This window comes from Limnoraphis robusta BA-68 BA1, from assembly GCF_034932365.1.
Taxonomy (GTDB): domain Bacteria; phylum Cyanobacteriota; class Cyanobacteriia; order Cyanobacteriales; family Microcoleaceae; genus Capilliphycus; species Capilliphycus robustus.
This window is the reverse complement of record NZ_JAYGHR010000073.1, coordinates 43,420-56,377: the sequence shown is the minus strand read 5'-3', so window position 1 is coordinate 56,377 and position 12,958 is coordinate 43,420. Positions and strand designations below refer to the sequence as shown.

At 40.8% G+C, this 12,958-nt stretch carries 10 protein-coding genes; 8 read left to right on the top strand and 2 right to left on the bottom strand.

Going from position 1 to position 12,958, the window contains the following annotated elements; genetic code table 11:
* Positions 1–7: 7 nt before the first annotated feature.
* On the bottom strand, positions 8–727 hold the full coding sequence (gene psb32 / locus VB836_RS20880; protein WP_323222190.1) for a photosystem II repair protein Psb32: 720 nt from the start codon (positions 725–727) through the stop codon (positions 8–10).
* A gap of 235 nt (positions 728–962) precedes the next feature.
* Here psb32 and VB836_RS20875 point away from each other — a divergent pair, with 235 nt between their 5' ends.
* The 7 genes from VB836_RS20875 to VB836_RS20845 all read left to right on the top strand — a co-directional run bounded on the left by VB836_RS20875 (position 963) and on the right by VB836_RS20845 (position 7,875).
* Positions 963–2,540, top strand: a complete 1,578-nt coding sequence (locus VB836_RS20875) for an NAD(P)H-quinone oxidoreductase subunit N (RefSeq protein WP_323222188.1) — start codon at positions 963–965, stop codon at positions 2,538–2,540.
* 187 nt (positions 2,541–2,727) lie between these two features.
* Positions 2,728–4,053: an APC family permease gene (locus VB836_RS20870; protein WP_323222186.1), complete on the top strand. Its 1,326-nt coding sequence runs from the start codon at positions 2,728–2,730 to the stop codon at positions 4,051–4,053.
* 18 nt (positions 4,054–4,071) lie between these two features.
* Positions 4,072–4,497: a GNAT family N-acetyltransferase gene (locus VB836_RS20865; protein WP_323222184.1), complete on the top strand. Its 426-nt coding sequence runs from the start codon at positions 4,072–4,074 to the stop codon at positions 4,495–4,497.
* Positions 4,498–4,758: 261 nt separating this feature from the next.
* Complete coding sequence (locus VB836_RS20860) at positions 4,759–5,322, top strand: Uma2 family endonuclease (RefSeq protein ID WP_323222258.1); 564 nt, start codon at positions 4,759–4,761, stop codon at positions 5,320–5,322.
* A 48-nt stretch (positions 5,323–5,370) separates the two neighbouring features.
* On the top strand, positions 5,371–5,568 hold the full coding sequence (locus VB836_RS20855) for a type II toxin-antitoxin system HicB family antitoxin (protein WP_323222183.1): 198 nt from the start codon (positions 5,371–5,373) through the stop codon (positions 5,566–5,568).
* A gap of 148 nt (positions 5,569–5,716) precedes the next feature.
* On the top strand, positions 5,717–7,339 hold the full coding sequence (locus VB836_RS20850) for a glycosyltransferase family 39 protein (RefSeq protein WP_323222181.1): 1,623 nt from the start codon (positions 5,717–5,719) through the stop codon (positions 7,337–7,339).
* Between the two features lie 236 nt (positions 7,340–7,575).
* Positions 7,576–7,875 carry an RNA recognition motif domain-containing protein gene (locus VB836_RS20845; protein ID WP_046279365.1) on the top strand — a complete coding sequence of 100 codons (300 nt, stop codon included), beginning with the start codon at positions 7,576–7,578 and terminating at the stop codon, positions 7,873–7,875.
* A 195-nt stretch (positions 7,876–8,070) separates the two neighbouring features.
* On the opposite strand, the gene VB836_RS20840 is transcribed toward VB836_RS20845, so the two are convergent.
* On the bottom strand, positions 8,071–8,883 hold the full coding sequence (locus VB836_RS20840; RefSeq protein WP_323222179.1) for a calcium-binding protein: 813 nt from the start codon (positions 8,881–8,883) through the stop codon (positions 8,071–8,073).
* Positions 8,884–9,087: 204 nt separating this feature from the next.
* Between VB836_RS20840 and VB836_RS20835 the strand changes: the two genes are divergently transcribed.
* Complete coding sequence (locus VB836_RS20835) at positions 9,088–12,948, top strand: hypothetical protein (RefSeq protein ID WP_323222177.1); 3,861 nt, start codon at positions 9,088–9,090, stop codon at positions 12,946–12,948.
* Positions 12,949–12,958: the final 10 nt, after the last annotated feature.

The window sequence follows — 12,958 nt, the reverse complement described above, 5'->3', positions numbered from 1 at the left end:
AAAATCTCTAAGAGCGTTGCAGATAGAAGTAAGTTGCCATCGGTGCAACGGTTGCCACTATCAACACAATGACAACTATAATTGTAGCCGTTTGATCATCGGTTTCTTCGGCTGACTTAAAAGTGCTTTCGACTTGCACCTGTTGTTCATCGCTAGGGGGGCCAGGATCAGGATTTCCCGATAATACCGTGACCAAGCGATCGCTCACGCCTCGGAAAGCTTCATTATACTTATTACCATTTCGGATAGGCACTTGTAACGTTTCTTTGGCTACACTTTCGGCAATCTGATCACTCAGCAGGGACTTAACGCCTTCTCCGGTGAGAATTGCGCTATTGTTGGTGAGAACATCCAACACTAACAAAATTTGGTTAGCACCCGCTTCAGGAGTCGGGAACCATTTGTTAAACAACGCCTCGGTAAAGCTATCGGCAGTTTCCCCATAGTCAAAGCGGCGTAGCGTCACCAGACGAACTTCATAACCCGTTTGATCAGCAAGTTCTGATAATTTTTGGTTAATCTGACGTTCGCTGCTAAAACTGAGAACATCACCTTCATCGACGATCCAACTGGGATCACCAGGGGTTAAGTTCGGCATTTGATAAACCCCCGTTGCGATCGCAGGTGTCGCCCCGAGTAGGGCAATCACAACAGCCAGGATAGTTGGTAAAATCAAATGCACAAAGCGTTTTTGGAAATTTAAGATTGTGTTAAATAGCTGTATCATCAGATCAGTTAACCCGTATTATCGTCTTTTTAAACCCATCCTACTACTATACAATTTAAGCTGTTCGCTTCATCTCTCTGTAAGAGTACAGTCTACGGTTTTAGCTGTTTGTTTTGACTTGTGATCTGCTTGTCCTCTTGAATCAAGACAGAGAGAAAGATTATATTGTCGGATGTGTTTCGCTCTGACTGGCGTTCAATAACCAGTCATGGGTATTATCCAATCATCGAAGCTTATGGATTTTTCGAGTATTGCAGCCCAGTTAAACGCTGGAACGATCTTGCCAGAGGGGATTGTGATTATTACCCTCTTAGCCGTTTTAGTCGGAGATCTGATCGTCGGACGAACCGCTTCTTCTCGCTGGACACCTTATCTGGCGATCGCAGGTCTTCTCGCCTCTATTGTCGCCTTGTGCTATCAGTGGAGTAGCAGCGATACCGTCTCATTTTTGGGCAGTTTTAACGGCGACGCCCTCAGCGTGATATTTCGCGGCATCATCGCCCTGTCTGCAATGGTGACGATTTTGATGTCGGTTCGCTATGTCGAACAAACAGGTACAGCCCTAGCCGAATTTATCTGCATTCTGCTAACTGCCACTTTGGGGGGAATGTTCCTGTCGGGAGCGACGGAATTGGTGATGATTTTCGTCTCCCTAGAAACCCTGAGTATTTCATCATACCTGTTGACAGGCTACACCAAACGCGATCCTCGTTCCAACGAAGCAGCGTTGAAATACCTGCTGATTGGGGCGTCAAGTTCGGCTGTGTTCCTCTACGGGTTATCGCTGCTGTATGGACTCTCTGGCGGCGAAACTCAGCTTGATGCGATCGCCAAAGTCCTGGCTACATCCGGGGCGGGTGAATCTCTCGGCTTGGTGATTGCCCTTGTTTTTGTGATTGCGGGGATTTCCTTTAAAATCTCGGCGGTTCCCTTCCACCAATGGACACCCGACGTTTACGAAGGTTCACCAACTCCGGTTGTGGCGTTTTTGTCTGTCGGTTCCAAAACGGCAGGGTTCGCCCTAGCGATACGGTTATTAGTGAATGCGTTTCCCCTTGTTAACGATCAGTGGCGGTTTGTGTTCACGGCGTTGGCAATTCTCAGTTTAGTGTTGGGAAATGTAGTCGCCCTCGCCCAAACCAGCATGAAGCGGATGTTGGCTTATTCCTCCATCGCCCAAGCGGGATTTGTGATGATCGGGTTAATCGCCGGAACAGAAGCGGGTTACTCCAGCATGATCTTTTATCTGTTGGTGTATTTGTTTATGAACTTGGGCGGTTTTACCTGCGTAATTCTGTTCTCGCTGCGAACCGGAACGGATCAAATTAGTGAATATAGCGGCTTATATCAAAAAGATCCGCTCCTAACTTTGGGTTTAAGTATTTGTTTACTGTCCTTGGGTGGAATTCCGCCTCTAGCTGGATTTTTCGGTAAGATTTACCTGTTTTGGGCAGGTTGGCAAGCCGGATTATATGGCTTAGTGTTGTTAGGATTAGTCACCAGTGTCGTGTCAATTTACTACTACATTCGTGTGGTTAAAATGATGGTGGTGAAAGAGCCGCAAGAAATGTCAGATGCGGTGAAAAACTATCCTGCAATTCGCTGGAATTTGCCGGGAATGCGGCCTTTACAAGTGGGGTTAGTGCTTTCATTGATTGCCACTTCCTTAGCCGGAATTCTATCCAGTCCGTTGTTTAATTTAGCGAATAATTCCATTAGTCGGACTCCGATGCTACAAGCGACAATGGTTCAAACCAAACAGATGGCTGCTGTTGACTCCAACTCCAGTTTATCGACCCTCCAACAAAACTAATTGAGGAAACAGATTTGAGCGGGAAAAACGGATTAACCGAATACACTGGACGCATAAATCTATGCTTTCAACAGATCACTTAATCCGAAAATCCGTTCTTGTCTGCTTTTGTAAATTAACCGAAAGGGGTGTGCTGAATTCATACCCCTATTTTTAGAAGGTAGCCGAATTAAGGAAAGAAAAAAGTATGTCTGCATCCCAGCATTCTCCCCAACAACTTAAACGCGAATTAGGTTGGTTTGGTGCCACAATTATGGGGTTAGGATCGGTTATTGGTGTCGGAATTTTTGTCAGTTTGGGTTTAGCCGCAGCCTTATCCGGTTATGGGGTGATTGGGGCGTTGGTTGTTGCGGGAATTTTGCAAATTGCTAATAGTTTGAATCTCGCCCAACTCGCCGCCAGTCATCCCGTTAGTGGCGGTATTTATGAATACGGTTACAAGTATCTTAACTCTTGGTTTGGTTTTACCGGAGGGTGGATGTATCTACTCGGAAAAACGGCAGTGGCGGCGACGGCTGCACTCGGTTTTTCTAGTTATTTAATTAATACGATTGGCATTTCAAAGGCGTTTTTAGTTCCCGTTGCCGAACTTGCTGTTTTGGCTTTAACTGTTGTGGTCTTGGGCGGAATGCGACGGTCTAAAGCTGCTACAACGGTGATTCTTTCGATTACTTTATTTGCCTTATTTTTCTTAATTATTGCCGGAGGATTTGTCTTATCTCAAAAGGGATTTTTACCCGTAGAATTTGCAGAAATTGACTTGAAAACAGGCTCTAAAAACTTCCTCGAATCTGTGGCTTTATTATTTGTTGCTTATAACGGTCCCGCCCGAATTACAATGTTAGGGGAAGAAATTACAGAACCTCGGAAAAATATCCCGAAAGCTGTTTTAGTCACTTTGGCAATTACCACGATAATTTACATGGGTGTTGCCCTTGTGAGTTTGGGAACAATTGGCCCCGAAGCATTAGGAATTGCCTCCGAAGAAGCCGCACCGTTAGAAGTTGTAGCCGCAAGTTTAGGAATTCCCGGTGCAAAAACGCTGTTAGCAATTGGGGCAATTACCGCAACTTTAAGCGTGTTATTGAGTATTATTTTAGGTTTATCTCGGTTATTATTAGCAATGGGAAGACGGGGCGATATGCCGAAATTAATTGCTCAGTTAAATCCAGCCGGAACTACACCCTATTGGGCGGTGATTTTTATTAGTATTACTGTGGGACTTTTGGTTTTAACGGGGGATGTAAAAACCACTTGGTCGTTAAGTGCTTTTGGTTCGTTATGGCGCTGCGGAATTGTCGGTTTGGCGGCGTTGCGTTTGAGTGATGAACAACGATTATATCCCGTTTGGATGAGTTTATTTGCCTTATTTTCCGGCTTATTTTTAGCCTTTTGGATCGAGTGGCAAGTTTGGTTAATTGGGTTAGGATTAATTGCAGTGGGTTTGGTTTGGCATTTTGTCGCCTCTAAACTCAAAGAAAGGGAAAATTTAGCCCAAACTAGCAGCGATTAATTGAATTGATTTAAACCCATGATTCGCCCTTACCAAGAACAGGATCTCAACCGTTTGTTAGAGGTTTGGTATTCCGCCTCTAAAATAGCCCATTCTTTTTTGGATGAAGCTTTTCTAGAAACCGAACGTCAAAACATACCAAAGGTTTATTTACCCGCAGCAGAAACCTGGGTTTTTGAACGGGATAACCTGGTGTTGGGGTTTATTTCCTTATTAGATAACGAGGTAGGGGCGATTTTTGTTGATCCTCAATTTCAACGCCAGGGAATTGGACGGGCTTTAATTGATTGGGCGAAAACATTGCGAAGTCAACTTTTTGTGGAAGTTTTTCAAGAAAATCAAGCGGGGCGGGCTTTTTATCAACAATATGGTTTTATTCCCGTTGATGAACATCTCCATCCAGAAACAGGCTATATTTTATTACGTTTACGGCTAGAATATTAACTCATTAAATACTTATATGATATCCGACTAATCAATAATCCGTTTCGTAGGGGCGGGTTCTTCAATATCTTGACTACTACTCCGAGATTTAGTTAAACCCGCCCCACCCCTAACAAAATTAATCAGCCGGACATCATATTATTAAATTGTAAAATAAGCCCAAGGAGGTGATATCGCCCAAACAATTGATGAATCTATTTTTCCGCGAAAATTTTGCTACAATCAAACAAAACTTGCAACCGAAAAAGGAGGGGATGACCTATCATCGAGATTTCTGAACGTCAACTCACGCTAGAAGAATTTTTGGCATTACCAGAAACGAAACCCGCCAGCGAATATATTGACGGTAAAATTGTTAAAAAGCCCATGCCCCAAGGTAAACATAGCACCATCCAAGCCGAATTAATTCTTACTATTAATAGCTTGGTTAGTCGTCAGCGCATTGCTCGTGCTTTTCCCGAACTTCGGTGTACTTTTGGCGGACGTTCAATTGTTCCCGATGTAACAGTTTTCTCGTGGGAGAGAATTCCCCGAGATGAAAACGGTAATATTATTAATGTTTTTAATACTTATCCCGATTGGACAATTGAAATTCTTTCTCCCAATCAAAGCCCGGGTCTAGTTACTGGAAATATTCTACATTGTTTGAATAACGGTAGCAGTTTGGGATGGTTAATTTACCCGGAAGAAGAATCGGTTTTAGTTTTTCCCCACCAACAACAACCTCAACTCTTTCAAACCGAAACCGATGAATTACCTATTCCTGAATTTATGGGAGAATTTAAGTTAACCGTTGGGGAGATGTTTGGCTGGTTAAAGCTGTAAATAGCTGTCGCTAATTTTAAACAAAATGCCAACCAAGGAGATAGAAATATGAAATGGCGTGTTGTGCTTGAAACTGATTCGGAAACCGGAGATTGGGCTGTTTGGTGTCCAGAATTGCCCGGTTGTGTGTCCGCAGGAGAAACCGAAGAAGAAGCCTTAGAAAATATTCGCGAAGCGATAGCACTTTATCTTGAACCCGATCCCGACGAGATCTTCCTGTTGGCACTCTACGCAATATCATGGTGAACGCCAACGTTCCAGAAACGGAATGGAAAATAGCCTAGAACATCTTTTCTCTTAATACTTTTAATAACTTTTGCGTTAATTAATCGATGATGTAATAATTACTCAGATTCAATGTAAAATCAGTGAACAGTCTGATCAAAATCCAATAATGGAACAATCAAAATCTACCACCCGATGGTTACAACAGTTTGCGGCGCTTCTTCTCATCGTAGGAATTGCCTTTCGGTTTGTTAATTTGGGTTATAAAGTCTATTGGTATGATGAAGTTCATACCTCGTTGAGAAGTTCGGGTTATTTGCATGATGATTTGATTCCCCAAGTTTATACAGGTCAAATTATTAGTGCTAGAGATTTAGTTGAAATTTATCAATATCCGACCGCAGAAAAAAGTTTAAAAGATGCTTTTACGACCTTTAGAAAACATCCCGAACATTCTCCATTTTACTATTTATTAGCTCGGTTCTGGATGCAAATTTTTAATCATTCTGTGGCGACGATTCGCTGTTTATCAGCGTTGATTAGTTTGCTCTGTTTTCCAGCGATATATTGGTTATGTTTAGAACTGTTTCAGTCGGAGACTGTCGGTTGGGTGGCGATGGGAATTATTGCGATTTCTCCCTTTCATATTTTGTATGCTCAAGAAGCTCGCGCCTATAGTTTATGGACGTTTATCATTTTATTTTCAAGTGCTGCATTCTTAAAGGCGTTGCGAGTCACACAAACTGATAAAGCGGTTAAATCTAAAGTTTTTGCTTGGGGAATCTATGCGTTTAGTATAACGTTAGGACTGTATTCTCATCTGTTTTCAGTGTTGGTTTATTTGGCTCATGGTATTTATTTGTTTGGGCTGAAACAATGGCGCAAGTTAGACTATATCATTCCGGCTTTGGCTGCGGTTTTATTGAGTGTTGTTCTCTTTTCGCCTTGGTTAGTGATTGTTTTTAATAATTTTCCTGATTTAGTCGATAATACTAGCTCTCATCGGGTGAGTCGAGACGAAAATATCCTGTTATTTTGGGGTTTGAATTTAACCCGAATTATTTTTGATTTTAATCAAGGCTTCAGTTTATTAAATCCAATCTTGTATCTGATTATTTTTCTCGCCGGATCTTCTGTTTACATTTTGATTAAAAATACTCCGGTTAAAACTTGGTTTTTTGTGATGGCGTTAATGGGAGTCACCGGAACGGCTTTGATGTTACCTGATTTATTATTCGGAGGACAACAATCAACCATTACTCGTTATGGAATTCCGGCTTATTTGGGTTTGCAGATTTCCTGGGCTTATCTTTTGACTCATAAAATTAGTGATAATTTCCTCAATTTAAAACAAAAAAAACGCTGGAAATCTATTTTTTGGGCGGTCGCAGTGAGCGGAATTTTATCCAGTTTAGTGAGTTCTTTACATCCGGTTTGGTGGCATAAAAGTTATACCCGAAGCCGTTATGTTCCGGCTGTTGCTGAAATTGTCAATCTCTCTCCCACTCCTCTGGTGATTAGTGATGCCGAACCCGGAAGAATTCTGCCCTTTAGCCATCGACTGAAGTCCGATGTTTATCTACAACTTGTTGTACAGTCGAATATTCCTCTACTTCCTGATGAAAATTTTAGTGATATCTTTTTGTATCGTCCGTCTGATGTATTAATTAAAGGAATCGAGGAAATTTACCAAGCCAAAGTTGAAGAAATGTATAAAAAAGGATGGCTTTGGCGAGTTGAACTTCCGGCGTCACCCGACTCAACTCCAGAAGCAGGGGAGAAGGGCTTATAGTTAGCGAAGAGTTAGAACTGAGGTAATACTTCTAGCCAAGGGATTTTGGGGTATTTTTGATTGATAATCGCTGATTCAGCTCTTAACTGGAACTCATCGTGTTACAATAAGTATGAAAGAGTAGGTATCGGTAGCAGTTATTGCTTTCAGTACAAGTCGTTTGTTCTGTTTCATAGGCTCTAGCTTGTCTTCCGAAATGTCTATCTTTCACATTCGTCTGATTTTGGAAGTAACGTATGTCGATTTATGTAGGTAACCTGTCTTACGACGTCAAGGAAGATGATCTCAAGGACGTATTTTCTGAATATGGCACCGTCCAACGGATTAGTATTCCAACTGACCGCGAAACAGGTCGCCCCCGAGGATTTGCATTTGTCGAAATGAAGCAGGAGTCTGAAGAAGACGCCGCAATAGCAGCTCTTGATGGAGCCGAATGGATGGGACGCGATCTCAAGGTCAATAAAGCGCGACCGCCTGAAAAGAAAAATTCATTTGGAGGAGGTCGCAAGCGCGATCGCTATTCGAGCGATTACTAAATCTTAAGCGGAAATTGCAGTCTCTCGATTCAATGGCTACGTGATTTAAGTTCCGAGAGTCAGAAAAGAGAGATTCCACAATGAAAAAAGCTTAACAGCTTGACTTTGAGGCGCACGTCTAGAGATTTTCCTAGAATGTGCCTCAGCATTTTTGTGGGCTATAAAATTTACGATTTTTACCTATTTTTTAGTAGATTAAATCACAAAAATATCTGTACCCACCGTTAATGCAGTTGTTAGACCGGGGTTTTGGTTAATAAAAGCAATAGGAGTTTCACTACCGGAACCGATGTCACCATCCCGAATATCGTAGAGAATAAATCCAGACGAACCCCCAACAGAAGTTAAGTTACTCACCTCAATAAACGCTGAATCTATACCAAAAATTGTAATCTCATCTTCACCGGATGTAAAGTCGGTAATCGTATCAACAAAGTTGGGATTATTAGTGGGAGTTTCTAACATTAAATCAATGATAAATTGATCTCGACCTTCACCACCTGTTAGGAGATCAACCCCTCCATCCCCATGAATCACGTCATTTCCGCGATCGCCAAAGACTTGATCATCTCCTTCTCCACCCCGTACATAATCGTCACCTTGACCCCCAAAAACGGCGTCATTTCCAAGTCCGCCATCCAAAACAAAGTCATCCCCTAAGTTTCCAAAGATTTGATCGTCGCCATCTCCCCCAAAAATATCATCTCCATCCTGTCCCCCAAACAGAGTATCCGCGTTGAAGCTTCCGATAATTTCGTCATCTCCTTGGTTTCCAACTACAATTAATTCGCTATTTCTCTGAAGAGTTGAACCCTCTAAACGATCATTTCCGTCACGAAGTAAAATTTCGAGTTGGCTAACATCTGCATTGGAGGTTAGAAGATTTCCCTGCTCATCTTGAAGTTCAATCGGAAACGTAATATTATCGTCTTGAAGACTTCCCAGTACAGCAAAACGACTGCTATCAACCGAGCCTGAAAAATCGGCTTGAATTAAAAGATTAGCCATTGTTGAAATATTCTCTAGATTTCTTTGAAGAACAGACTGAATTGACCCTGGATTTTGTTCCCGAATCTGATTATTAATCTAAATCAACTCTAAGTTTTGTAAAAAGATTTTAATCCTTTCCCGACTTTATTGCTATTTGAAAAGCGATTATGTTATCTTAGCCTCACTCCAGAAGATCAGATCGATTTCTTCATTTTTAAACTCATGTCTTCTCCTCTAATCAAATTTATTGAAATTCAAATTCGTGTTCGGGCTGACAATCCGGTTTTGTTAGAGGGTTTAGAAGCATGGTTGCACTTAGGTTTGTTGTCTGATGAACAACTGCTTCAACTTAGTCAGCAATATCTCAGTCAACCGCTTCCGCCTCCGCCTGATACTTCAGTTGAGATAGCCTCTTCAGCAACAGTTCAGGAAAGCCCCAGTCTAACAATACCTGTCGCAGTCGATCAAGGTCAATCCCGTCGCAATCTAGTCAATTTACCTTCCCGTTTGTGGTCTTCTTTTCAAGCCGAATTTAGCGTGCGATGGCTGCTATTTTTGGGATTATTTATGGTGTTGGTTTCTTCAGGGGTATTAGTCGCGAGCCGATGGCAAGAATTACCAACGATTGCTCAATATGGAGTCTTATTTGCTTATACTTTAGGGTTTTTTATCGCTACGGTTTGGCTGGGAATGAACAGTAGTCTGCCTTTAACTTCACAAACCTTAAAATGGGTGACATTGCTGTTAATTCCGCTAAATTTTTGGGCGATTGATAGTTTAGGATTACTGGATTCCATCACCGCTTTATTTGGTGCGATCGCTATCATTATTTTAACAGGAATTACAATTCTTTTCAATCCCATTTCAACGGCAAGAGAATCCCCCGGAATTTCACTCCAAGCATTGCTAATTCTGAATCAACTCGGACTCAGTTATTTACAATTAGGTTGGAGAGTACCAGGCTTTCCATTGATTGCTGTTTATTTAGGAATTATTGGGACTGGATTTGTTACTTTTTGTCGTCGTCAGGAACAGGAACAGATTAGCTTAAACAGGCTGGAAAACTTACCTTTAATATTTTGCCTTGTTCCTGTCGCTTTTCTCTGGTGGCGAGCCATTTTTGTCGTCAATCTTGATGTTTCTCAATTCGGATTTGCTTTAGGGTTAACTGGAGGCTTATTATCTCTTTATTCAGAGGTTATTTTACAACCATTTGCTTATCTTCTATTAGCCGCAGGTTGGCTTGTTTCTATCGAAAATCAACCCGAACAAGCTTTAGGCGTGAGTAGCATTGCGTTGGTAATTTTTGGAATCAATTTAAGACAGTTTTGGCACCAGAAAGATTTAGCTTTGATTTTTGCGATTGGACTTCAAGCGTTTAGTTTAGTTTGGCGTTTAATTCCTATAGAAAGCCAACAAAATATTATAGAATTTTCTCTCCAAATCACGCAATCTCAGGATAATCCTTGGGTATTACTAGGTTTAGTGGGATTGATTTATTTAGGGTTGATGCTAGCATTAACGGACTGGATTCATCAGCAGCAAAAGCAAAATTTAGCTCGATTTGGAGAGAAAATTAGCTTAGGATTGGGTGTGATTTTAACAGCAATTTCGCTTCTTGATCCCGTTGTGCGATCGCTTAACTTATTAGCATCTACACTGATTTTAGTCGTTTATACGATTCGGCGTCAATCCCCAAGGGTTTTTCTCGTTTATCTTACCCATGTTACAGGTTTACTAACTTTAGCCAGTTTTATTGAATTATTTTTTCCTCAACTTCGTTTAGAACAATGGGGAATATTATCAATTGTATTGATGATATTAGAGTGGTTATTCTACACCATTTTTACTCGCTCACAAACCATCCTAATTCCGCATTCCATTCTCAAAAGTGCTTGGCACATGGGATTAATCTTAGCAGGTTTGAGTTATCAATTCTTTTATGGTCATTCAACTGAGAATTCCGCTTCTTTCTGTGAAAACTTTACTTGTCAAGGGTTGAGTCAATGGGGAATTATGTGGTTAATGACTCCAATTGCATTAACCAGTATCGCTCGTCTGATTCCCCAACGCCGACAATTAGCCAGTCAATTCAGTATTATAGGAGCAATATTATTACAATTACTGGTATTTAGAATCCCTGGAATTCGGTTAATCAGTTGGGGTGTTGGCACTGCGGTAATGATTTTGAATACCAATCATCTTCAAAGTCAACTTTCAGCTATTCTAACCGTAGGTTTTGGGTTAACTTTTTCAGGATTTTTAGCCTGGGAAACTATCCCCGATTTAACTTTAGCACGCGGGTTAGTTGTGGGGGCAATTGCGCTCAATTTACTCTGGATAGGTCAGGCTATATTAAACCGCTTATCGAATTCTATCACGGTTCTGTATGCTATTGCTATCGAAAGCTGGACAGTCCTTTTATGTTGGGTTGAATTAATCGGTTTAACCGGGTATGTTGTGGGAATTTATTGGCAACTTTTAACCCCGTCAATTCCAATCACTGTAGCAACTTTTATCTCAATTATAGCAGTGATGATTCGGCTTTTCAATCCTCCCCCATCAGAGACAGAAGACTCAACTTTCCCTTTTTTCGTTTACATTTTCGGTTGGCAACTCGAACTTTTAATGGCTCACGTTCTCAGCTTTACAGACAACGCCCTTTTTAATTTATCCATTGCCAATCTAATTTTAGGATTAATCACCCAAATTTTAGGAGATTATTGGCGACATAGAAATAGAATTCATCATCTATCCAATCCCTGGCAAATTCTACCCCTATTTTACGGAATATTTGGTGCAGTTTTAAGGTCATCCGGCAGTTTTGATAACTGGACAGGAACCAGTTTATTTATCCTAGCATTCATTTTAATCGGAGTCGGGCGGCGGAGTCCTGAGTTAAAACCTCTAACCTATATGGGGATTTTTGGCGTTTCCCTCGCGGCTTATCAACTATTATTTTATAACACATATTCTGCCCCCATTGGAGAACAATTCATTGCCTTTGCAGGCTTAGGAACAACAATCCTTTACGTTTATCGTCTATTATCACCTCAACTCATTCATTATCTACATCTGAGTGAGAATGAAGTGAAAAATATTGCTCATCTTCACTGGGCAATGAGTAGCTGTTTTTTAATAGCTTCTCTGTCTCTTCCTTCTGAACTCAACTCCTGGTTAAGTTTAGGAATCGGAATCTTTTTAACTCGATATGCCATTTTTCAAGGTCGTTATCATTCTAATGCTATTGAAGCGGAATTTTGGGTTTATATTGGATGTTTACAAGCCGCAGCAATGACTTACTTTATTAGCGATATTTTGAATTTAGAAGGATTATTAATTCCCTGGAGCGGTGCCATTGCCTCTCTCATTGCGTATTTTATTTATTTTATTCCTTGGGAAAGTTGGGGATGGCAGCTTAAACCCTGGCGGCGAGTCGCGATGATTATACCCGTCTTGACTGTGGTTTTTACAACAATTATGGCAGGGTCAAACTTAGAACTATCTTGGTATATTTCTGTTAGTTTAGCCATTATTTTATATGTGGTTTTAGCTCGATTTACGGGCAATATTAAACTCACTTATTTTAGTATTGGATTAATCAATTTTGCTTATTATCGCTGGTTATTGTTAACAGAAAATAATTTAGGTGCTTTAGGTGATACACTTCTTCCCGGATTGTCTTTGTTATATTTTGCCCAAGTTGATCCCAGTTTACAACGTCCCGAACAAAAACTCTTGCGTCATTGGATTAGAATTTGTGGAATAGGTATGATTTGTGTAGCCGCATTGTTAACGAATCAATGGACTGGAATTATTCCCGGTTTTATTAGTTTGATTGCCATTTTTATCGGCTTAGGATTGCGAATTAGGGCTTTTTTATACGTGGGTACGGTAACATTCTTGATTAATGCTGTTAACCAACTGTTGATTCTCAATTCGATTTATTCATTTTTTAAATGGATTATTGGTTTTATTGTGGGTTTAGTGTTAATTTGGATTGCGGCTAACTTTGAAACTCGACGAGAACAAATGATTGCAACATTGCAAAATTGGGTGAGTGAATTAGAAGAATGGGAATAAGTCAAATTAA

Excerpts from the sequence above, each read along its gene's own strand:
- psb32 (WP_323222190.1), bottom strand. The coding sequence starts at position 727 with ATGATACAGCTATTTAACACAATCTTAAATTTCCAAAAACGCTTTGTG.
- VB836_RS20875 (WP_323222188.1), top strand. The coding sequence starts at position 963 with ATGGATTTTTCGAGTATTGCAGCCCAGTTAAACGCTGGAACGATCTTG.
- VB836_RS20870 (WP_323222186.1), top strand. The coding sequence starts at position 2,728 with ATGTCTGCATCCCAGCATTCTCCCCAACAACTTAAACGCGAATTAGGT.
- VB836_RS20865 (WP_323222184.1), top strand. The coding sequence starts at position 4,072 with ATGATTCGCCCTTACCAAGAACAGGATCTCAACCGTTTGTTAGAGGTT.
- VB836_RS20855 (WP_323222183.1), top strand. The coding sequence starts at position 5,371 with ATGAAATGGCGTGTTGTGCTTGAAACTGATTCGGAAACCGGAGATTGG.
- VB836_RS20850 (WP_323222181.1), top strand. The coding sequence starts at position 5,717 with ATGGAACAATCAAAATCTACCACCCGATGGTTACAACAGTTTGCGGCG.
- VB836_RS20845 (WP_046279365.1), top strand. The coding sequence starts at position 7,576 with ATGTCGATTTATGTAGGTAACCTGTCTTACGACGTCAAGGAAGATGAT.
- VB836_RS20840 (WP_323222179.1), bottom strand. The coding sequence starts at position 8,883 with ATGGCTAATCTTTTAATTCAAGCCGATTTTTCAGGCTCGGTTGATAGC.
- VB836_RS20835 (WP_323222177.1), top strand. The coding sequence starts at position 9,088 with ATGTCTTCTCCTCTAATCAAATTTATTGAAATTCAAATTCGTGTTCGG.